This window comes from Citrobacter sp. Ce129 (assembly GCF_030334545.1).
Lineage (GTDB): Bacteria > Pseudomonadota > Gammaproteobacteria > Enterobacterales > Enterobacteriaceae > Citrobacter > Citrobacter europaeus.
Map to the genome: position 1 here is coordinate 128527 of NZ_JAOWDS010000057.1, position 20343 is coordinate 148869.

General features: G+C 56.0%; 20 protein-coding genes. 13 read left to right on the plus strand and 7 right to left on the minus strand.

The features are described 5' to 3' along the window. Position 1 precedes the first annotated feature (1 nt). On the minus strand, positions 2 to 1219 hold the full coding sequence (locus OGV77_RS07480) for an MFS transporter (protein WP_087050793.1): 1218 nt from the start codon (positions 1217 to 1219) through the stop codon (positions 2 to 4). 133 nt (positions 1220 to 1352) lie between these two features. Between OGV77_RS07480 and OGV77_RS07485 the strand changes: the two genes are divergently transcribed. The 3 genes from OGV77_RS07485 (at position 1353) to nikR (ending at position 3494) form a co-directional block, all read left to right on the plus strand. Then, positions 1353 to 2402 (plus strand): AI-2E family transporter, encoded by a 1050-nt coding sequence (locus OGV77_RS07485; RefSeq protein WP_043018840.1) that lies wholly within the window; start codon positions 1353 to 1355, stop codon positions 2400 to 2402. Between the two features lie 62 nt (positions 2403 to 2464). After that, positions 2465 to 3043, plus strand: coding sequence for a 4'-phosphopantetheinyl transferase AcpT (gene acpT / locus OGV77_RS07490; RefSeq protein ID WP_043018620.1), 579 nt, complete (start codon positions 2465 to 2467; stop codon positions 3041 to 3043). Positions 3044 to 3092: 49 nt separating this feature from the next. Next, positions 3093 to 3494, plus strand: a complete 402-nt coding sequence (gene nikR / locus OGV77_RS07495; RefSeq protein ID WP_043018621.1) for a nickel-responsive transcriptional regulator NikR — start codon at positions 3093 to 3095, stop codon at positions 3492 to 3494. Positions 3495 to 3607: 113 nt separating this feature from the next. On the opposite strand, the gene OGV77_RS07500 is transcribed toward nikR, so the two are convergent. From OGV77_RS07500 to hpaR, 6 genes are all read right to left on the minus strand, one after another. Continuing rightward, positions 3608 to 3967: a type II toxin-antitoxin system HicB family antitoxin gene (locus tag OGV77_RS07500; RefSeq protein ID WP_003837808.1), complete on the minus strand. Its 360-nt coding sequence runs from the start codon at positions 3965 to 3967 to the stop codon at positions 3608 to 3610. Continuing rightward, the gene (locus OGV77_RS07505) at positions 3964 to 4239 is read right to left on the minus strand and encodes a type II toxin-antitoxin system HicA family toxin (protein ID WP_003837806.1); all 276 of its coding nucleotides are present in this window, start codon (positions 4237 to 4239) and stop codon (positions 3964 to 3966) included. The genes OGV77_RS07500 and OGV77_RS07505 overlap by 4 nt, the downstream gene beginning before the upstream one ends. A 77-nt stretch (positions 4240 to 4316) precedes the next feature. Next, complete coding sequence (locus OGV77_RS07510) at positions 4317 to 5441, minus strand: ABC transporter permease (protein WP_075145524.1); 1125 nt, start codon at positions 5439 to 5441, stop codon at positions 4317 to 4319. Continuing rightward, the gene (gene rbbA / locus OGV77_RS07515; RefSeq protein WP_087050792.1) at positions 5441 to 8188 is read right to left on the minus strand and encodes a ribosome-associated ATPase/putative transporter RbbA; all 2748 of its coding nucleotides are present in this window, start codon (positions 8186 to 8188) and stop codon (positions 5441 to 5443) included. Before rbbA ends, OGV77_RS07510 begins: the two co-directional genes overlap by 1 nt. Beyond that, positions 8185 to 9252, minus strand: a complete 1068-nt coding sequence (locus tag OGV77_RS07520; protein ID WP_043018624.1) for an HlyD family secretion protein — start codon at positions 9250 to 9252, stop codon at positions 8185 to 8187. Before OGV77_RS07520 ends, rbbA begins: the two co-directional genes overlap by 4 nt. A gap of 442 nt (positions 9253 to 9694) precedes the next feature. After that, entirely contained in the window at positions 9695 to 10135 is a 441-nt protein-coding gene (gene hpaR, locus OGV77_RS07525) for a homoprotocatechuate degradation operon regulator HpaR (RefSeq protein WP_043018625.1), read from the minus strand. 282 nt (positions 10136 to 10417) lie between these two features. Between hpaR and OGV77_RS07530 the strand changes: the two genes are divergently transcribed. The 10 genes from OGV77_RS07530 (at position 10418) to hpaB (ending at position 20327) form a co-directional block, all read left to right on the plus strand. Further along, entirely contained in the window at positions 10418 to 11050 is a 633-nt protein-coding gene (locus OGV77_RS07530; protein ID WP_043018626.1) for a fumarylacetoacetate hydrolase family protein, read from the plus strand. Beyond that, on the plus strand, positions 11047 to 11811 hold the full coding sequence (locus OGV77_RS07535; RefSeq protein ID WP_087050791.1) for a fumarylacetoacetate hydrolase family protein: 765 nt from the start codon (positions 11047 to 11049) through the stop codon (positions 11809 to 11811). Before OGV77_RS07530 ends, OGV77_RS07535 begins: the two co-directional genes overlap by 4 nt. Further along, positions 11808 to 13274 carry a 5-carboxymethyl-2-hydroxymuconate semialdehyde dehydrogenase gene (gene hpaE, locus OGV77_RS07540; protein WP_286502639.1) on the plus strand — a complete coding sequence of 489 codons (1467 nt, stop codon included), beginning with the start codon at positions 11808 to 11810 and terminating at the stop codon, positions 13272 to 13274. Before OGV77_RS07535 ends, hpaE begins: the two co-directional genes overlap by 4 nt. Position 13275: 1 nt before the next feature. Beyond that, positions 13276 to 14133 carry a 3,4-dihydroxyphenylacetate 2,3-dioxygenase gene (gene hpaD, locus OGV77_RS07545; protein WP_087050789.1) on the plus strand — a complete coding sequence of 286 codons (858 nt, stop codon included), beginning with the start codon at positions 13276 to 13278 and terminating at the stop codon, positions 14131 to 14133. A 10-nt stretch (positions 14134 to 14143) separates the two neighbouring features. Then, positions 14144 to 14524: a 5-carboxymethyl-2-hydroxymuconate Delta-isomerase gene (locus tag OGV77_RS07550; RefSeq protein WP_087050788.1), complete on the plus strand. Its 381-nt coding sequence runs from the start codon at positions 14144 to 14146 to the stop codon at positions 14522 to 14524. Between the two features lie 107 nt (positions 14525 to 14631). Then, positions 14632 to 15435 carry a 2-oxo-hept-4-ene-1,7-dioate hydratase gene (gene hpaH, locus OGV77_RS07555; RefSeq protein ID WP_043018631.1) on the plus strand — a complete coding sequence of 268 codons (804 nt, stop codon included), beginning with the start codon at positions 14632 to 14634 and terminating at the stop codon, positions 15433 to 15435. 10 nt (positions 15436 to 15445) lie between these two features. After that, positions 15446 to 16237, plus strand: coding sequence for a 4-hydroxy-2-oxoheptanedioate aldolase (hpaI, locus tag OGV77_RS07560; RefSeq protein ID WP_087050787.1), 792 nt, complete (start codon positions 15446 to 15448; stop codon positions 16235 to 16237). Positions 16238 to 16308: 71 nt separating this feature from the next. After that, positions 16309 to 17685, plus strand: a complete 1377-nt coding sequence (gene hpaX / locus OGV77_RS07565) for a 4-hydroxyphenylacetate permease (RefSeq protein ID WP_043018633.1) — start codon at positions 16309 to 16311, stop codon at positions 17683 to 17685. Positions 17686 to 17694: 9 nt separating this feature from the next. Then, positions 17695 to 18585, plus strand: coding sequence for a 4-hydroxyphenylacetate catabolism regulatory protein HpaA (gene hpaA, locus OGV77_RS07570; RefSeq protein WP_043018634.1), 891 nt, complete (start codon positions 17695 to 17697; stop codon positions 18583 to 18585). Between the two features lie 179 nt (positions 18586 to 18764). Beyond that, positions 18765 to 20327, plus strand: a complete 1563-nt coding sequence (gene hpaB / locus OGV77_RS07575; protein ID WP_087050786.1) for a 4-hydroxyphenylacetate 3-monooxygenase, oxygenase component — start codon at positions 18765 to 18767, stop codon at positions 20325 to 20327. Positions 20328 to 20343: the final 16 nt, after the last annotated feature.

Here is a 20343-nt window from a genome sequence, read left to right on the forward strand (position 1 = left end):
GTTAAGACGATGACGCGGCTTCCGGTGACACCACCTGAGGCCGTTTTTTTAACCGCCAGGTCAGCAACAACGCCACCGCTACCAGCCCGGCTGCCGCCAGATAGATAACCGGCACGCCCGCCCACGTCATGACCAGCCCGGCCAGCGGCCCGGTAATCCCCAGTGATAAATCCATAAACACCGTGTAGGTCGCCAGCGCAGCGCCCTGATTTTGCTGCGGAACGGCTTTTACCGCCACCACGCCCAGCGCCGGGAAGACTAGCGAGAACCCAGCGCCGGCCAGCAGAACACCGATTTTCGCCATCCACGGCATGGAAGCCATCCCGACCAGCAGCAGCCCAACAATCTCGACGCTAAAGCAGATCATTGCCACATTCAGTCCGCCTAAGCGGTTGATGCCGTTTGGGAACAGCAAACGCGTGCCCACAAACGTGCAGCTAAAAAGCGTCAGCGCGAATGCGGCGCCATCCCAGTCTTTGGCATCATAAAACAGGGTAATGAAGGTAGCGATTACCCCAAATCCAGCGGAGGCCAGGGCCAGCGCCATACCGTACAACCAGACGCGCCCAAGTACCGCGCGAAACGGCAATGGTTTGCCTTTACTGGCTTTCACCGCCGGACGAGGGAGCGCCAGCAGTATCGCCAGCAACGCCACGCCCATCACGGTCAGCGCCAGCCCCCGTAAGCCTCCCCAGGCATAAAACAGAACGCCCAGCGGAGCGCCTATCGCCATCGCGCCATAAGTCACGATGCCGTTCCACGAAATCACCCGTCCGATGTGCATTGAGCCAACAACCCCCACGCCCCACAGCGTAGAGCCGGTTCCGGCAAAGCTTTGCCCGATGCCAAGAACCACGCGCCCCAGGCATAGCAGCAGTAGGCTGGCCAGCGGCCAGCCGTTCGTTGAGCCCGCCAGTAAATAGCCCAGCCCACTTAAAAAGCAGCCGCACAGCCCGAATACCACAATCTTCTTTGGTCCCAGCAGGTCGGCATAGCGACCTGCATGAGGACGGCTCAGCAGCGTAGCGAAATATTGCAGGCTGATGACCAGACCTGCCCAGAAAGCGCTAAATCCCATCACGTCATGGACGTAGCCAGGCAATACCGCGAGCGGCAGGCCGATGGTCAGGTAGCTGGCGAAATTAAACATCACCACAGAAACAATACGCAGATTCAGGCGTAAACCGCTAAGCGTCGGTTCAGCGACGGGTTCGGGCATGGAGGGTCACCACATTTTCACAACAGTGTTTCATTTCTACCATGTTGCAGACTATAAATCAGCAGCCAGTTTAGGATTAACAGACGCAAGCCAACCGCTACACTTAATGCAAAAACGCAAACAGGAAGAAAACATGACAACCGCTCAGCCCGATAAAACGGGTTTGCACATTTTGCTCAAACTGGCCGCTCTGGTGGTGATCCTCGCAGGTATCCATGCCGCGGCGGATATCATTGTGCAACTGCTACTGGCTCTCTTTTTTGCCATCGTATTGAATCCACTGGTCACCTGGTTTATTCGCCGGGGGGTACGTCGCCCGGTAGCCATTACGTTAGTGGTCGTGGTGATGCTGATCGTTCTTACGGCGTTGGTCGGCGTTCTGGCGTCGTCAATCACTGAATTCATGGACCTGCTGCCAAAATACAATAAGGAGCTGACGCGCAAAGTTCTGTATTTGCAAGAGATGGTGCCTTTTCTGAATCTGCATATGTCCCCAGAACGCATGCTGCAACGCATGGACTCCGACAAGCTGATGACCTTCACAACCACGCTGATGACAAGTCTATCCGGCGCCATGGCCAGCGTCGTCCTGTTGGTGATGACGGTGGTCTTTATGCTGTTTGAAGTGCGTCATGTCCCCTATAAACTGCGCTTTGCGCTGAACAACCCACAAATCCATATTGCAGGACTGCATCGGGCGTTAAAGGGTGTATCTCACTATCTGGCGCTGAAAACGTTGCTCAGCCTATGGACCGGCGCTATTGTCTGGCTGGGGCTGGCGCTGATGGGTATTCAGTTTGCTCTGATGTGGGGCGTACTGGCATTCCTGCTAAACTACGTGCCCAATATTGGCTCGGTCATTTCCGCCGTCCCGCCCATGATCCAGGCGCTGCTGTTCAACGGCGTTTATGAATGCGTGCTGGTTGGCGCGCTGTTTCTGGTGGTGCATATGGTGATTGGCAATATCCTCGAACCCCGCATGATGGGGCACCGGCTGGGATTATCGACGCTTATCGTCTTTCTCTCTTTGTTAGTGTGGGGATGGCTGCTTGGTCCGGTTGGTATGTTGCTCTCCGTGCCGTTAACCAGCGTGTGTAAAATCTGGATGGAAACGACCACAGGCGGCAGTAAGCTGGCAATTTTGCTGGGGCCCGGCAGGCCCAAAAGCCGATTACCGGGATAAACTTGCAAACGGCATGTGAAGAATGGTACACAACCCCATTATTACTAAAGGTTAGCCGTGATATGTACCGGATTGTTCTTGGGAAAGTTTCTGTTTTAAGCACTGGCGCGTTGCCTGCCGCACTGAGTGATCAGGCCCCGCAAGGTGCTCACCGTGCGCGCTGGCTGGCAGGTCGCGTGCTGCTTTCCCATGCGCTTTCGCCATTACCGGACATTGTCTACGGAGAACAAGGAAAACCGGCCTTTTCCGCCGACACGCTGCTGTGGTTCAATCTCAGCCACAGCGGCGATGATATCGCCCTGTTGCTCAGCGACGAAGGTGAAGTCGGCTGCGATATTGAAGTCGTGCGCCCGCGCGATAACTGGCAGACGCTGGCAAACACGGTGTTCAGTCTCGGAGAACATGCCGAAGTTGAGGCCGAACGCCCGGAGCAACAGTTGGCTGCGTTCTGGCGCATCTGGACGCGTAAAGAAGCTATTGTGAAACAGCGTGGCGGCAGCGCCTGGCAAATCGTCAGCGTCGATAGCACCGCACTAACCTCCTCACTCTCTGTCAGCCAGTGCCAGCTCGACGCCCTGAGTCTGGCGGTCTGTACCCCCACGCCGTTTACCCTGACCGCAGACGCCGTGCAGCGTCTGTAACGCCCTCATTCCCGTGCGCCACCGCGCCATATCGTAAGGTTGAAATCGGATGCAACGTATCACCATTACCCTCGATGATGATTTACTGGAAACGCTCGACGGCCTGAGCCAGCGCCGTGGCTACAACAACCGTTCCGAAGCGATCCGCGATATTCTGCGCGGCGCACTGGCGCAGGAAACCACTCAGGAGCATGGCACTCAGGGCTTCGCGGTGCTCTCGTATGTTTATGAGCATGAGAAACGTGACCTGGCGAGCCGCATTGTTTCTACTCAACACCACCACCACGATTTATCGGTCGCCACGCTGCACGTGCACATCAACCATGACGACTGTCTGGAAATCGCCGTGCTGAAAGGCGACATGGGCGAGGTGCAACATTTTGCCGATGACGTGATTTCCCAGCGCGGCGTGCGCCACGGTCATTTGCAGTGCCTGCCGAAAGAAGAGTAATTGCCTGTTTCGTTGCCGGATGGCGGCTGCGCCTTATCCGGCCTACGTCCGTTACCGTCTGTAGGTCGGGCAAGCGAAGCGCCCCCGGCAATGATGAGCAAACCAGCTAGCAACTATGCCTGTTTGAGACTTTTGCTGAGCGTTTCGATGATCCATGTATTGACTGATACCTGTTCTTCCGCTGCCGCAAAACTTAAACGTTCTCCGAAAGACTCTGGATAGCGCAGAGTAAATGTCTTCAGCTTTTCCGGGTTTGCGTAAGGTTCTATCCCTGCGGCAGAGCAATCATCAAGATACTCTCGTAAGGAGATCTCTCCCTCTTTTTGCAGCCCCTGAATGCTGTCAGAGACAAAATCACAATAGCCTGACAATCCCAGGAACTTACCGCGAAACGCATTAAGCTCAGGGACATAATTAATCACCGCAGGTTGACCGGCGATTTCCATTGAGTTTGGCGTTTTGGGTTTGATCATGGTTTTACCCCTATACTTGTTAACCAGTCACGTACGTTTTCGACCGCGCCTTTATCTGTATCCGGAGAAGGATGTGGTCTATGAAAACTCGCAATGCTCTTATTTAAAAGAAATTTACACCGTGAGCCTCGTCCTTCTTTGATTTCGCCACCTAACGCCTTGATCAGTGACTCAATTTCCGACCACTTGATTCCCTGCGGCGTCGGTGCTTTAAAAAGCTGATCCAGCGTGTTCTTTTGCTTTTTGCGTAAAGACAACACTTTTTCCTTCATCGCATGTCCTTATGACTTCATCCTTTGAAGTCATATTATAACAGCACACAATGCAGTCAAGATATGAAGCCAACCAATTACGCCATCGTACCAATCGTCTTTCGAAAGCGTAGTAGCGCTATCAGGAAAAACGCGCTGCCAATCGCCAGCAGCGTCAGAAACTGCGGCCAGACGATGCTAAACCCGGCTCCGCGATAAAGTATCGCCTGCGCGAGACTGACGAAATGGGTAGTCGGCATCGACAACATAATGTCCTGCACCGCCTGCGGCATACTTTCACGCGGTGTAGAACCTCCGGAGAGCATCTGTAACGGCAGCAGCACCAGAATCATCAGCAGCCCCAGTTGCGGCATAGAACGTGCCAGCGTGCCCATAAAAATGCCGATCGAGGTGGTGGCGAACAGGCTCAGCGCCACGCCCAGCATAAACAGCGGTATTGAGCCTTCAATCGGTACCCCGAGCACGCCTTTTACCATCAGCATCAGCGACAGACCGGAAACCACCAGCACCACCAGCCCCATCGACCAGATTTTTGCCATCATGATCTCAAACGGCGTCACCGGCATCACCAGCAGATGCTCAATGGTTCCGTGCTCGCGCTCGCGAATCAGCGCCGACCCGGTAAGCACGATCGCCAGCATGGTGATGTTGTTGATAATCGCCATTACCGCGCCAAATCGAGCAGGTTCCAGATTAGGGTTAAAGCGCATGCGCATTTCCAGCGCCACCGGCGGCTCGCTGTTATCACGGTAACGTGCCACAAAGCTGTTCACCTCGCCGCTGATGATATTCTGGATATAGCTGTTGCCGGTAAAGGCCTGGCTCATCCGAGTGGCATCGACGTTCACCTGTATATCCGGTTGTCGTCCGGCCAGAACATCACGCTGAAAATCAGGCGGAATGTTCACGGCGAAGGTGTAGCGTCCGGCATCCAGCCCGGCATCCATCTCATCGGCAGTAATCATCTCCGGAGGTAAAAACCACGGGCGATAAAAGCTGTTCACAATCCGATTCGACAACTGCGACTGGTCCATATCGGCAATGGCAATCGGCGCCAGATGCAGCGAACCCGGGAGGACGGTCGCGGAAGAGTAAACCGAAATCGTGAAAGCGAAGACGATCAGCGTCAGCATCGCTTTGTCACCCAGCAAACTGCGTAACTCTTTGATGCCGAGGTTGTAAATATTGCGTAATCGGCGCATCACCCCTCCTGTTTTTTCAGCAGTAATACGCTCAGACCAATCACCACCGGAATGGCCACCGCCAGCGGAATAAACAGCGGCCAGAGATCGGTCAGATCCAACGCTTTAGAGAACGTCCCACGCGCGATAGTCAGAAAATGGCTGGTCGGGTAAATTTCACCAATCCACCGTCCCGGCCCTTCCAGCGAGGCGACCGGATCGATCATCCCGGAAAACTGCGTCGCCGGGATCAGCGTTATAATCGCCGTACCAAAAATGGCGGCGATCTGGCTTTTCATAAACGTAGAGATTAATAAGCCCAGCCCGGTGGCAATGGTGACGTACAGCAGCGCGGCCAGCGCCAGGGTCACAAAGCTCCCCTTATGCGGGACCCCGAACACAAACACCGACAGCGCGCACAGCAGCAAGAAGTTCAGCATGCCCAGCACGATGTAAGGCAACTGTTTGCCGAGTAAAAACTCGCTGCGGGTCGTGGGCGTAACGTACAGGTTGATAATCGACCCCAGCTCTTTCTCACGTACTACGCTGAGGGCGCTGAGCATGGAAGGGATCATCATCAATAGCAGTGGGATCACCGCCGGAACAATCGCCGGCAGACTTTTCACATCCGGGTTGTAACGATAGCGAGTTTCAATGGTCATCAATCCGTTTTGCCCACTGGCATTGGGTTGACGCGCCATCACATCCTGCAGCCAGGTCTGGTGCATCGCCTGCACATAGCCCCTGACCGTTTCGGCACGGCTCGGCATTGCGCCATCGATCCAGACGCCAATCTTCACCGGTGTTCCGCGCGCAATATCGCGGCCAAAATTTGGCGGGATTTCAATTGCTACCGCGACTTCGCCCGAACGCATCCGTTTGTCCAGCTCGTCATAACTGGCGAGCGGCGGCTGCTCGATAAAATAGCGCGAGCCCGCCAGATTCAGCGTCCACGCCTGGCTGCTGACGGTCTGGTCACGATCGAGCACCGAAAACCGCAGGTTTTCCACATCCATGCTAATGCCATAGCCCATGATAAGCATCAGGATCACCGTGCCCATCAGCGCCAGCGTTGAACGAACCGGGTCACGCCGCAGCTCCAGCGCTTCGCGGCGGCTGTAGCTGAACAAGCGCCGCAGGCTAAAACCCTGCCGCGGCGGGTTATTGTTTTCATGCACTGCCGGAACATTGGCTGGCGCTAACTGAGCTTCCGGCGCCGGACCAGCCGCTTCCTGTAACCAGGAGATAAACGCCTCTTCCAGACTGGCGGCGCCGCGCTGTTTCACCAGTTCCTGCGGCGTGCCGCTGGCCAGTACTTTTCCGGCGTGCATCAGCGACATCCTGTCACAGCGCTCCGCTTCGTTCATAAAGTGGGTGGAGATAAAAATGGTCACTTTGTCCTGGCGCGACAGATCAACCATCAGTTGCCAGAACATGTCCCTCGCCACCGGATCGACCCCGGAGGTCGGTTCATCGAGAATCAACATCTCCGGGCGATGGATAACCGCCACCGCCAGCGACAGGCGTTGACGGATCCCCAACGGCAGCGCGCCGGGCAACGCGTCTTCGACATCGGTCAGCGAAAAGCGCTCGCTCATCTCCTGTATCCGCCCCGGAATTTCTGCTTCGGGGATATGGAACAGCCGCGCGTGTAGTTCGAGGTTTTGCCGGACGGTCAGCTCGCTGTAGAGCGAAAACGCCTGTGACATATAGCCTACCCGGCGGCGGGTATCGATATTTTTCGGGTCAACCGCTTGCCCAAACAGCCACGCCTCGCCCTCGCTTGCGGGCAGCAGCCCGGTGAGCATTTTCATGGTAGTGGATTTACCGCAGCCGTTAGAGCCGAGAAAACCGAAGATTTCCCCGCGCGGAATACGGAAGTTAACGTGGTCCACCGCCACAAATTTACCGAAGCGCATGGTCAGGTCTTTCGCCTCGATGGCAATCTCTTCCTGCTCAGCGTGATACGGCGGGATCACCACCGGTTTATGCGCCTGGCGCTGGGCTTCGGGTAACAGCGCGATAAATGCCTGCTCCAGCGTGTCGCTGGCGGTTTGTTCACGGAGCTGCTGCGCGCTCCCGGTGGCTAACACCTCCCCGGCGTTCATCGCCACCAGCCAGTCAAAGCGCTCGGCTTCTTCCATGTAGGCGGTGGCAACCAGCACGCTCATGTTGGTCTGTCGCTGGCGGATGCTGTTAATCAGATCCCAGAACTGGGCGCGGGACAGCGGGTCGACCCCGGTGGTGGGTTCATCAAGAATCAACAGTTCCGGGTCGTGGATTAACGCGCAGCACAGCCCCAGCTTTTGCTTCATGCCGCCCGAGAGTTTCCCGGCAGGACGATCGCGAAACGGCGCCAGTCCGGTGCTGTTCAGCAGCTCGGTAATCCGTGCTTCGCGCTCCGCTTTGTCATGACCAAACAGCCGGGCAAAGAAATCGACGTTCTCATACACTGACAGCGTGTGGTACAGGTTTTTCCCCAGCCCCTGCGGCATCCAGGCAATTCGTGGGCAGACATCCCGGCGATGCTTCGGGTCGCGCATATCGCCGCCCAGTACCCTCACGTTGCCGTGTTCAATAACCCGAGCCCCGGATATGAGAGACAGCAGGCTCGATTTTCCGACGCCATCCGGACCAATCAGCCCCACCATGCAGCGGGCGGGGATATCCAGCGTGATATTGTTCAGCGCTACCGTTTTCCCGTAATGCTGACTCACGCCGTCAAGGAGCGCCACGGGAGGAACGGGAACCAGCGCCAGATGCGTCATTGCGGCAACCTCACCACCAGGTCGTCAGGCCAGGCGCGATTTTCATCAACACGCACCCACGCCATACCCGGCAGACCGGTTTTCACGTACTCAAGATGCTGCTGTAACAACTCTGGCGGGATACGCGCTTTGACGCGAAACATCAGCTTCAGCCGTTCATCGCTGGTTTCGACCGTTTTCGGCGTGAACTGCGCCACGCTTGCCACAAAGCTGATGGTTGCCGGAATACGCAAATCCGGTGCGGCATCCAGCACCAGGCGCGCTTCACCGCCAATCTTCAGTAAGCCAGCCTGCTCGGTAGGCAAGAAGAACGTCATGTAGACATCGCTGAGATCGACCATATTCAGCACGCGCCCGCCCGCAGAAAGTACCTCGCCCGGTTCGGCTACGCGGTACTGCACGCGACCATCGCGCGGGGCTTTCAGCTCGCTGTCATCAATATCAGCCGCTATACGACGTTCGGTGGCTTGCGCGGCTTCTACACGGGTTTGCGCCTGAATAATGCTGGTGCGAGCGGCTTCAATGGCGGCTTTTGCCGCAGAGACCTGCGCCTTTGCGGATTCCAGCGCAGCGCGTGCGCTTTCTGCCGCAGCCCGATCGTCATCCAGTTGTTGCTCCGATACAGCCCCACGCTGGGATAGAGAACGAGAACGCACGTGGCGTTTAGAGACCGACTGCAGTTCCGCCTCGCGCTGTTTGACCACCGACTGCGCGGCGCGCATTTCACTTTGCCGCTGTTCTAACAGCGCCCGCGCCGCCGCCACCGCGCTTTCAGCTTCCTTGATTTGGGCGACCGCTTCCAGCCGCTGCTCCTGCAGCACACGGGTATCCATTTTCGCCAGCACTTCGCCCTGACGAACGAATTGCCCTTCTGACACGAGGATCGTGTCAATTCGTCCGGCAATCTTGGTGGCAATATCCACTTCCGTGGCCTCAATTCTGCCGTTGCTGGCTGCGAACCCTTCCGGTATTCCGGCAGGGCGGAGCATCCACCACGCTATCGCGGCCACCACGACCAGGAGGCCCGCGCCCCACCACATCAAATGACGCTTCAACTTATCCATATTCGACCCGCCGTAATCCCTGTTTTCAAACGATGCGTGTCACAAAGCCCACTAAATAGCTATTCAGCGGGAGATTCCATCCGGGATGAGAAGGAATGAGAAACAATGGCCAGAGAGCGGACAGGCGCTAAGGCAACCTGCGCCGCGCAGGAAGTGAATGACGAAAGTGCTGTGAGATCGGGTAGTAATGTTGTCATCATCAGCGTTCCTGGCCGGAAATGAAACACGCATACTCATAACTGCTGTCTATTGAATACTAACACCTGGATTCAATATGTCTATTCGGTTGTAGCACGGATGTTGCAGGCAAAAAATCGTGCCCGGCAATCCATTTGCCGGACAAACGTTTTTCTTAGAAGGTTTGCTGGATGACTAATGTAACGCACTGAAAGTACCATTTTTTGTATGGCGTCCAGAACGTTATTTCTGGCTCTGGAACGCCTTAAGATCCCTCTTCCTCTGCCCGTGCTCCATTGCCCAGGGAAATAAACTCTTCCAGCAGCATGGTAAGTTGCTGCATTTTTTCGACGGTAAAATCGGCTTCTATCAGGCGATAGGCCTCTTCCACCTGGACCTGCGCACTTTCATAAAGTTTTGAACCGGCCGGGGTTAGAGAAACGTACAGCTTGCGCTGATCGTTAACTGGCTTGAGGCGCAGAACCAGGCCATCGCGTTCCATGCGGGTCAGGATGCCCGTCAGACTCGGGCGTAAAATACAGGCGCGAAAAGCCAGATCGTGAAAATCCATCGACGGGTTTTCGGCAAGGATACGCACGATACGCCATTGCTGTTCGGTAAGATTGTGGCGTTTAACGATCGGGCGAAAGTGGGCCATCGCCGCTTCCCGCGCCTGTAGTAGCGCGATAGTTAATGAATCATGCATGACTGACCTCTAAATCACACCTTCATTTGTTAATAAGTTAATAATTAGCGTTAATCACACCAGAACGCAACCGGTTTCTGTCTCTGAAAAGTACAGGTCGAGATAAGAAGATAATCTTATATATTGATTTATAAGAAATAAAAAAAAATCTGTAAATTTATTGTTAATCAGATCACAAATCATTCACTTCTGTTTGCCAAACCTTTCTGCAAAGCATAAAAAATGATCATTAATATGTTAATGAAATGATCGTATCCGAAATCAGAATCAGAGGAGTGGTGAATGAAAGGTACCATCTTCGCCGTGGCGCTTAACCACCGCAGCCAGCTCGATGCCTGGCGCGAAGCGTTCCAACAGGCCCCCTACAAAACGCCGCCAAAGACCGCGGTGTGGTTTATCAAACCGCGTAATACCGTTATCGGCAACGGAGATAGCATCCCCTTCCCGCAGGGTGAAACCGTGCTAAGCGGAGGGACTGTGGCCCTGATCGTCGGTAAAACCGCCCGTAAAGTAACTGCAGAAAAAGCGGTTGCTTACATTGCCGGATATGCGCTGGCTAACGACGTAAGCCTGCCGGAAGAGAGCTTCTATCGCCCGGCAATCAAAGCCAAATGCCGCGATGGCTTCTGCCCGATTGGCGCACTTTCTACGCTCAGCGACGTCGATAACCTGACCATTATCACCGAAATCAACGGTCGGGAAGCTGACAGTTGGAACACTGTTGATCTCCAGCGCTCCGCCGCCGAGTTGCTAAGCGCCCTGAGTGAATTCGCGACCCTCAACCCTGGCGACGCCATTCTGATCGGCACCCCGCACAACCGCGTAACCCTGCGACCAGGCGATCGCGTACGTATTCTTGCCGCAGGCCTCCTGCCGCTGGAAAACCCGGTGGTTACCGAAGGAGAACTGGCATGAAACAAGCACGTATTGAGTGGCAGGGACAACAACACAACGTCCAGATCGATGAACGCGAGCAGGTTCGCCTGGCTGACGGCAGACTGCTAAAAGAAGGCGAATTTCGTTGGCTGCCGCCCGCCGACGGCACGCTGTTCGCGCTGGGTCTGAACTACGCCGATCACGCCAGCGAGCTGGAGTTTAAGCCGCCCACCGAACCGCTGGTGTTTATCAAAGCGCCAAACACCTTTATCGGCCACCAGCAGGAATCGGTACGCCCGGATAACGTTGAGTACATGCACTACGAAGCCGAACTGGTGGTGGTGATCGGCAAAACCGCGCGTAAGGTCGCCGAAGCCGACGCCATGGAGTACGTAGCCGGATACACCGTCTGCAACGACTACGCCGTCCGCGACTATCTGGAAAACTACTATCGCCCCAATCTGCGGGTAAAAAGCCGCGACACTCTGACGCCAATAGGCCCCTGCATCGTCGACAAAGCGGATATTCCTGACCCGCACACCCTGGTCCTGCGCACCTGGGTCAACGGCGAGCTGCGCCAGCAGGGCACCACCGCCGATCTAATCTTCAGCATCCCGTTCCTGATCGCTTATCTGAGCGAGTTTATGACCCTGCAACCGGGCGACATGATCGCCACTGGTACGCCAAAAGGGCTGTCAGACGTGGTGCCGGGCGATGAAGTGATCGTCGAAGTGGAAGGCGTCGGTCGTCTGGTCAACCGCATCATCAGTCAGCAGGCATATGAGGAGAAGCTGTCATGAAAAAGATTAACCATTGGATCAACGGCAAAAACGTCGAGGCTACGGAGTATTTTCACACCACCAACCCGGCAACCGGTGAAGTGCTGGCGGAAGTGGCCTCCGGCGGTGCCGACGAAGTGAATCAGGCGGTGGCGGCAGCGAAGGAAGCGTTCCCTAAATGGGCCAATCTGCCGATGAAAGAGCGTGCACGCCTGATGCGCCGTCTGGGCGACCTGATCGACCAGAACGTCCCTGAAATTGCCGCCATGGAGACCGCCGACACCGGCCTGCCGATCCACCAGACCAAAAACGTGCTGATCCCTCGCGCGTCGCATAACTTCGAATTTTTCGCCGAAGTGTGCCAGCAGATGAATGGCAAGACCTATCCGGTCGACGACAAGATGCTCAACTACACCCTCGTACAGCCGGTCGGCGTTTGTGCACTGGTGTCGCCGTGGAATGTGCCGTTTATGACCGCCACCTGGAAAGTCGCGCCGTGCCTGGCGCTGGGCAATACCGCTGTGCTGAAGATGTCCGAGCTTTCGCCACTGACTGCCGATCGTCTGGGTGAACTGGCGTTAGAAGCAGGCATTCCGGCAGGCGTATTGAACGTGGTTCAGGGCTACGGCGCAACGGCAGGCGATGCGCTGGTACGCCACCACGACGTACGCGCGGTGTCGTTTACCGGCGGTACCGCCACCGGGCGCAATATCATGAAAAATGCCGGGCTGAAAAAATACTCCATGGAACTTGGCGGTAAATCACCGGTGCTAATTTTTGAAGATGCCGATATTGAACGTGCTCTTGATGCCGCGCTGTTTACCATCTTCTCGATCAACGGCGAACGCTGCACCGCTGGCTCGCGCATTTTTATCCAGCAGAGCATCTACCCCGAATTCGTCAAACGCTTTGCTGAACGCGCCAACCGCCTGCGCGTCGGCGACCCAGCCGACTTGAACACTCAGGTAGGCGCGCTGATTAGCCAACAGCACTGGGAGAAAGTCACCGGTTATATCCGCCTCGGCATTGAAGAAGGGGCGACCCTGCTGGCGGGCGGCCCGGATAAACCCGCCGACCTGCCTGCACATCTGAAAAGCGGCAACTTCCTGCGCCCAACGGTGCTGGCGGATGTCGACAACCGCATGCGTGTCGCGCAGGAAGAGATATTTGGCCCGGTAGCCTGTCTGCTGCCGTTTAAAGACGAGGCGGAAGGTCTGCGCCTGGCCAACGATGTGGAGTACGGCCTCGCCTCTTATATCTGGACCCAGGACATCAGCAAAGTGCTGCGCCTGGCACGCGGCATCGAAGCCGGAATGGTGTTCGTCAATACGCAGAACGTCCGCGATCTGCGTCAGCCGTTTGGCGGAGTGAAGGCTTCTGGTACAGGCCGTGAAGGCGGCGAATACAGCTTTGAAGTGTTCGCCGAAATGAAAAACGTCTGCATCTCGATGGGCGACCATCCGATCCCAAAATGGGGAGCCTGATATGGGAAAGTTAGCTTTAGCTGCAAAAATTACACACGTTCCGTCGATGTATCTCTCTGAACTGCCGGGGAAAAACTACGGCTGTCGTCAGTCAGCCATCGATGGACATAAAGAGATAAGCAAACGCTGCCGCGAAATGGGCGTCGATACCATCATTGTGTTCGACACCCACTGGCTGGTCAACAGCGCCTACCACATCAACTGTAGCCCCCATTTTGAGGGGAACTACACCAGCCACGAACTGCCGCACTTTATTCGCGACATGGCCTACCGCTACGAGGGGAACCCGGAACTGGGCCAATCAATCGCCGATGAAGCCGTCAAACTGGGTGTGCGTGCTCAGGCACACAATATTCCCAGCCTGACGCTGGAATACGGCACTCTGGTACCGATGCGTTATATGAACGAAGACAACCACTTCAAAGTCGTTTCCATCTCAGCATTCTGTACCGTGCATGACTTCGCGGACAGTCGCAAGCTGGGTGAAGCAATTCTTAAAGCTATCGAGAAATACGACGGCACCGTGGCGGTCCTGGCCAGCGGCTCACTGTCGCACCGCTTTATCGACGATCAGCGTGCGGAAGAAGGCATGAACAGCTACACCCGCGAGTTCGACCATCAGATGGACGAGCGGGTCGTGAAGCTGTGGCGTGAAGGTAAGTTCAAAGAGTTCTGCACCATGCTGCCGGAGTACGCCAACTACTGCTACGGCGAGGGCAACATGCACGACACGGTGATGCTGCTCGGCATGCTGGGCTGGGATAAATATGACGGCAACGTTGAATTCATCACCGAGCTTTTCGCCAGTTCCGGCACCGGCCAGGTCAACGCCGTCTTCCCGCTGCCTGAGCAGGTTTAAGGAGTTCAGAATGCCGCACTTTATTGCCGAGTGTACCGACAACATCCGCGAACAGGCCGATTTACCGGGTCTGTTCGGCAAAGTGAACGAAGCGCTGGCGGCGACCGGCATCTTTCCCATCGGCGGCATTCGCAGTCGCGCCATCTGGCTGGATACCTGGCAGATGGCCGACGGCCAGCATGATTATGCCTTCGTGCATATGACGCTGAAAATCGGCTCCGGGCGTAGCCTGGAGAGCCGTCAGGACGTGGGTGAGATGTTGTTTGCGCTGATTAAGGCCCATTTCGCCACGCTGATGGAGAGCCGCTATCTGGCACTGTCGTTCGAAATCCAGGAGTTGCACCCGACGCTGAATTACAAACAGAACAACGTGCACACGTTATTTAAATAATGTGCAAATTGCCCGGTGGCGCTGTGCTTACCGGGCCTACACCGGCCATGAATTGTAGGCCGGATAAGCGAAGCGCCATCCGGCAATGCAATGCCACAGGAACCACTATGCTCGATAAACATACCCATACCCTGATCGCCCAGCGTCTAAACCAGGCGGAAAAACAGCGCGAACAGATCCGCGCTATTTCGCTGGATCACCCGACGATCACCATCGAAGACGCCTACGCCGTTCAGCGCGAATGGGTAAAAATGAAAATCGCCGAGGGCCGCGTGCTTAAAGGCCACAAAATCGGTCTGACCTCCAAAGCGATGCAGGCCAGCTCGCAGATTAGCGAACCGGACTACGGCGCGCTGCTGGACGATATGTTTTTCCACGATGGCGGCGATATTCCTACCGACCGCTTTATCGTCCCGCGCATCGAAGTGGAGCTGGCCTTCGTGCTGGCCAAACCGCTGCGCGGCCCGAACTGCACCCTGTTCGACGTCTACAACGCTACCGACTATGTGATTCCGGCGCTGGAGCTTATCGATGCCCGCTGCCACAACATCGACCCGGAGACCCAGCGCCCGCGCAAGGTCTTCGACACCATCTCCGATAACGCCGCCAACGCCGGGGTGATCCTCGGCGGTCGCCCCATCAAACCCGACGAACTGGATCTGCGCTGGATCTCCGCCCTGCTCTATCGCAACGGCGTGATCGAAGAGACTGGCGTGGCTGCAGGGGTACTCAATCACCCAGCCAACGGCGTGGCCTGGCTGGCGAACAAGCTTGCGCCGTATGACGTCCAACTGGAAGCCGGGCAGATTATTCTCGGTGGCTCCTTTACCCGTCCGGTTCCGGCGCGCAAGGGCGACACTTTCCACGTTGACTACGGCAACATGGGCGCGATTAGCTGCCGGTTTGTTTAGGAGAAACATGATGAATAACGCCTTTAAAGATGCCTTAAAAGCCGGTCGCCCACAGATTGGCCTATGGCTTGGACTCACCAGCAGCTACAGCGCAGAGCTACTGGCCGGGGCTGGGTTCGACTGGCTGTTAATTGACGGAGAGCATGCGCCGAACAGCGTGCAAACGATACTGACCCAACTGCAGGCGATCGCCCCTTACCCCAGCCAACCTGTGGTGCGACCATCATGGAACGACCCGGTGCAAATTAAACAATTGCTGGATGTGGGTGCGCAGACTCTGCTGGTGCCGATGGTACAAAACGCTGACGAAGCGCGACTGGCAGTGAAGGCCACCCGCTACCCGCCCGCAGGTATTCGCGGCGTAGGTAGCGCGCTCGCCCGCGCCTCACGCTGGAACCGCATCCCCGAATATATCCATCAGGCCAACGACGCAATGTGCGTGCTGGTGCAAATTGAAACCCGCGAAGCGCTAAAAAATCTGCCACAGATCCTCGACGTTGAGGGCGTGGACGGCGTGTTCATCGGCCCGGCCGATCTCAGTGCTGATATGGGATTTGGCGGCAATCCGCAGCACCCGGAGGTGCAGGCTGCCATCGAACAGGCCATCGCGCAAATTCGTGCAGCCGATAAAGCGCCGGGGATCCTGATGGCTAACGAACAGTTGGCGAAACGTTATCTGGCGCTAGGCGCACTGTTCGTTGCCGTCGGCGTTGATACCACTCTGCTGGCCCGTGGCGCAGAAGCGCTGGCGGCGCGGTTTGGGGGGGAAATAAACGCGTCGGGTTCACCAGGCGTCTACTAGTGCCCGGTAAGCGCAGCGCTACCGGGCAAAATAGCCGTACCCTACAAAATTCCCATTAGAGGAAAATGACAATGAGCGATACATCATCTGCCATCCCGGAAAAGTTCGATCCGGCTAACCAGCATAAACAGCTGACGGCGCAGCAGCAGTCAGTTATCAACAAACTGTTCCGTCGCCTGATCGTATTTTTGTTCGTACTCTTTATCTTTTCGTTTTTAGACAGGATCAATATCGGCTTTGCCGGACTGACCATGGGGCAGGATCTGGGACTGAACGCCACCATGTTCGGCCTTGCCACCACCCTGTTTTACGTTACCTACGTGATTTTTGGCATACCCAGCAACGTGATGCTCAGCATCGTCGGCGCTCGCCGCTGGATTGCCACCATCATGGTGCTATGGGGCATCGCCTCTACCGCCACCATGTTCGCCACTGGGCCGAACAGCCTCTACATCCTGCGGATGCTGGTGGGGATTACCGAGGCCGGTTTCCTGCCCGGCATCCTGTTGTATTTGACCTTCTGGTTCCCGGCCTTCTTCCGCGCCCGCGCCAACGCGCTGTTTATGATTGCGATGCCGGTGACCACCGCGCTGGGGTCGATCGTTTCTGGATATATTCTGTCTATGGACGGCATGCTTAACCTGCGCGGCTGGCAATGGTTGTTCTTGCTGGAGGGCTTCCCGTCGGTGCTGCTCGGCGTTATGGTCTGGTTCTGGCTCGATGATTCACCGTCGAAGGCGAAATGGCTGACGGCAGAAGACAAAAAGTGCCTGCAGGAGATGATGGATAACGATCGCCTCATGCTGGTACAGCCGGAAGGGGCGATCAGCCATCACGCCATGCAACAACGCAGCCTGTGGCGGGAAGTATTTACGCCGATCGTGCTGATGTACACCCTGGCCTACTTCTGCCTGACGAATACACTCAGTGCGATCAGTATCTGGACGCCGCAGATCCTTAAAAGCTTTAACGAAAGCAGCAGCAACATCACTATCGGCCTGCTGGCGGCAATCCCGCAGATTTGTACCATTCTCGGAATGATCTACTGGAGCCGTCACTCTGATAAACATCGAGAGCGTAAGCATCATACCGCTCTACCTTTTCTGTTTGCCGCTGCAGGCTGGCTACTGGCTTCAGCCACCGATCACAACCTAATCCAACTACTGGGGATCGTGATGGCCTCCACCGGCTCCTTTAGCGCCATGGCCATCTTTTGGACCACCCCGGATCAGTCGATCAGCCTACGCGCCAGAGCGATCGGTATCGCGGTGATCAACGCCACCGGCAATATCGGATCAGCAGTAAGCCCATTAATGATCGGCTGGCTGAAAGATATTACTGGCAGCTTTAGCAGTGGTCTGTGGTTTGTTGCCACCCTGTTGGTCATTGGCGCGGTGATTATCTGGGCTATTCCGATGAAAGGATCGCGTCCTCGCGCGACGCCGTAAGGAGCCGCTATGTGTCAGAGCTCTATCGCCAATATCGATATCAACAAAGAGTACGATGAGAGTCTGGGAACGGAAGATGTGCATTATCAGTCGTTTGCCCGCATGGCTGAGTTCTTTGGCCGCGATATGCAGGCGCACCGTCACGACCAATATTTTCAGATGCACTTTCTTGATACCGGGCAGATTGAGCTGCAGCTTGACGAGAGTCGTTATTCAGTACAGGCACCGCTGTTCGTTCTGACACCGCCGTCGGTGCCGCACGCCTTTATCACTGAGTCTGATAGTGATGGGCACGTACTGACGGTGCGGGAGGATTTGGTCTGGCCGCTGTTGGAGGTACTTTATCCCGGCACACGGGAAGCCTTCGGCCTGCCGGGTATCTGCCTGTCGCTGGCCGATAAGCCCGAAGAACTGGAGGCACTAACGCACTACTGGCGGCTGATTCAACGTGAGTCGACCTCGCAATTACCGGGACGTGAACACACACTGATGCTATTGGCGCAGGCGGTGTTCACCCTACTACTACGGAATGCGAAGCTTGACGATCATGCCGCCAGCGGGATACGCGGCGAGCTAAGGCTGTTTCAACGTTTTAACCAGCTAATCGATAACCACTATCACCAGCACTGGACGGTGCCGGACTACGCCTACGAGCTGCATCTGACCGAATCCAGACTGACCGATATCTGTCGCCGCTTCGCTAACCGCCCACCAAAAAGGCTAATTTTCGACAGGCAGTTGCGCGAAGCCAAGCGGCTATTGCTGTTTTCCGACAGCGCGATCAACGAAATAGCCTGGCAATTGGGTTTTAAGGACCCAGCCTATTTCGCTCGCTTCTTTAACCGCTTAGTCGGCTGCTCACCGAGCGCGTTCAGACTGAAGAAAGTGCCCGTGTCGTGACTCTGCTTACCCTTTCATTCTAAATGACGTCTGGATCACAGAACGTTATCTCACCTGAAAAGTACCCACAGATGACCTAAAAGTCTCTTCACGAAAACCTTCTTTACCGCTTCAATTGAACAACAAAAACAAAACATAAATTTAACATCACAATCCGATTAATACTGAAGAGGTCCCCTATGAAACCTGAAAATTTCCGTGCAGACGCTAAACGCCCGTTAACTGGTGAAGAGTATTTGAAGAGCTTGCAGGACGGCCGCGAAATCTATATTTACGGTGAGCGTGTTAAAGACGTGACTACGCATCCAGCTTTTCGCAACGCAGCCGCTTCTGTCGCCCAAATGTACGATGCGCTGCACAAACCCGAACTGCAGGACACCTTGTGCTGGGGTACCGACACCGGCAGCGGCGGCTATACCCACAAGTTTTTCCGCGTCGCGAGAAGTGCCGATGACCTGCGCCAGCAGCGCGATGCCATCGCCGAATGGTCGCGCCTGAGCTACGGCTGGATGGGGCGTACTCCGGACTACAAAGCCGCGTTTGGCTGTGCGCTGGGTGCTAACCCAGAATTTTATGGTCAGTTTGAGCAGAACGCCCGCGACTGGTACACCCGCATTCAGGAAACCGGCCTGTACTTTAACCACGCCATCGTCAATCCACCGATCGACCGCCATAAGCCAGCGGATGAAGTGAAAGACGTCTATATCAAGCTCGAGAAAGAGACCGATGCTGGGATTATCGTCAGCGGTGCAAAAGTGGTGGCGACCAACTCTGCGCTGACCCACTACAACATGATTGGCTTCGGCTCCGCGCAGGTGATGGGCGAAAACCCGGACTTCGCGCTGATGTTCGTCGCGCCGATGGATGCCGAAGGGGTCAAACTTATCTCGCGCGCCTCCTACGAACTGGTCGCCGGAGCAACCGGATCGCCATACGATTATCCGCTCTCCAGTCGCTTCGACGAAAACGATGCGATCCTGGTCATGGATAACGTGCTGATCCCGTGGGAAAACGTGCTGATTTACCGCGACTTTGACCGCTGCCGCCGCTGGACGATGGAAGGTGGCTTCGCCCGTATGTATCCGCTGCAGGCCTGCGTGCGTCTGGCGGTAAAGCTCGACTTTATCACAGCCCTGCTGAAGCGCTCACTGGAGTGCACCGGTACCCTGGAGTTCCGCGGCGTACAGGCCGAGCTTGGCGAAGTCGTGGCCTGGCGCAATATGTTCTGGGCGCTGAGCGACTCAATGTGCGCCGAAGCAACGCCGTGGGTCAACGGGGCATATCTACCGGATCACGCCGCGCTGCAAACCTATCGCGTGATGGCGCCGATGGCTTACGCCAAAATCAAAAATATTATCGAGCGCAGCGTCACCAGCGGCCTGATCTATCTGCCGTCCAGCGCACGCGATCTCAATAACCCGCAAATCAACGAATATCTGGCGAAATACGTACGCGGATCGAACGGTATGGATCACGTCGAGCGCATCAAGATCCTCAAACTAATGTGGGACGCCATCGGCAGCGAATTTGGTGGCCGCCACGAGCTGTATGAAATCAACTACTCCGGTAGCCAGGACGAAATCCGCCTGCAGTGTCTGCGCCAGGCACAGAGCTCCGGCAACATGGACAAAATGATGGCGATGGTCGATCGCTGCCTGTCCGAGTACGACCAAAATGGCTGGACGGTTCCACATTTGCACAACAATTCCGATATCAACATGCTGGATAAGCTGCTGAAGTAACCAGCAGCGGGAGGTC

What these genes read in the sequence shown, in the direction of transcription:
- hpaD (WP_087050789.1), top strand. Translation starts at nt 13,276, where the DNA reads ATGGGAAAGTTAGCTTTAGCTGCAAAAATTACACACGTTCCGTCGATG.
- hpaI (WP_087050787.1), top strand. Translation starts at nt 15,446, where the DNA reads ATGAATAACGCCTTTAAAGATGCCTTAAAAGCCGGTCGCCCACAGATT.
- OGV77_RS07485 (WP_043018840.1), top strand. Translation starts at nt 1,353, where the DNA reads ATGACAACCGCTCAGCCCGATAAAACGGGTTTGCACATTTTGCTCAAA.
- OGV77_RS07520 (WP_043018624.1), bottom strand. Translation starts at nt 9,252, where the DNA reads ATGGATAAGTTGAAGCGTCATTTGATGTGGTGGGGCGCGGGCCTCCTG.
- OGV77_RS07535 (WP_087050791.1), top strand. Translation starts at nt 11,047, where the DNA reads ATGAAACAAGCACGTATTGAGTGGCAGGGACAACAACACAACGTCCAG.
- OGV77_RS07510 (WP_075145524.1), bottom strand. Translation starts at nt 5,441, where the DNA reads ATGCGCCGATTACGCAATATTTACAACCTCGGCATCAAAGAGTTACGC.
- hpaH (WP_043018631.1), top strand. Translation starts at nt 14,632, where the DNA reads ATGCTCGATAAACATACCCATACCCTGATCGCCCAGCGTCTAAACCAG.
- hpaA (WP_043018634.1), top strand. Translation starts at nt 17,695, where the DNA reads ATGTGTCAGAGCTCTATCGCCAATATCGATATCAACAAAGAGTACGAT.
- nikR (WP_043018621.1), top strand. Translation starts at nt 3,093, where the DNA reads ATGCAACGTATCACCATTACCCTCGATGATGATTTACTGGAAACGCTC.
- OGV77_RS07480 (WP_087050793.1), bottom strand. Translation starts at nt 1,219, where the DNA reads ATGCCCGAACCCGTCGCTGAACCGACGCTTAGCGGTTTACGCCTGAAT.
- hpaR (WP_043018625.1), bottom strand. Translation starts at nt 10,135, where the DNA reads ATGCATGATTCATTAACTATCGCGCTACTACAGGCGCGGGAAGCGGCG.
- rbbA (WP_087050792.1), bottom strand. Translation starts at nt 8,188, where the DNA reads ATGACGCATCTGGCGCTGGTTCCCGTTCCTCCCGTGGCGCTCCTTGAC.
- hpaB (WP_087050786.1), top strand. Translation starts at nt 18,765, where the DNA reads ATGAAACCTGAAAATTTCCGTGCAGACGCTAAACGCCCGTTAACTGGT.
- OGV77_RS07500 (WP_003837808.1), bottom strand. Translation starts at nt 3,967, where the DNA reads ATGATCAAACCCAAAACGCCAAACTCAATGGAAATCGCCGGTCAACCT.
- hpaX (WP_043018633.1), top strand. Translation starts at nt 16,309, where the DNA reads ATGAGCGATACATCATCTGCCATCCCGGAAAAGTTCGATCCGGCTAAC.
- OGV77_RS07530 (WP_043018626.1), top strand. Translation starts at nt 10,418, where the DNA reads ATGAAAGGTACCATCTTCGCCGTGGCGCTTAACCACCGCAGCCAGCTC.
- OGV77_RS07505 (WP_003837806.1), bottom strand. Translation starts at nt 4,239, where the DNA reads ATGAAGGAAAAAGTGTTGTCTTTACGCAAAAAGCAAAAGAACACGCTG.
- hpaE (WP_286502639.1), top strand. Translation starts at nt 11,808, where the DNA reads ATGAAAAAGATTAACCATTGGATCAACGGCAAAAACGTCGAGGCTACG.
- acpT (WP_043018620.1), top strand. Translation starts at nt 2,465, where the DNA reads ATGTACCGGATTGTTCTTGGGAAAGTTTCTGTTTTAAGCACTGGCGCG.
- OGV77_RS07550 (WP_087050788.1), top strand. Translation starts at nt 14,144, where the DNA reads ATGCCGCACTTTATTGCCGAGTGTACCGACAACATCCGCGAACAGGCC.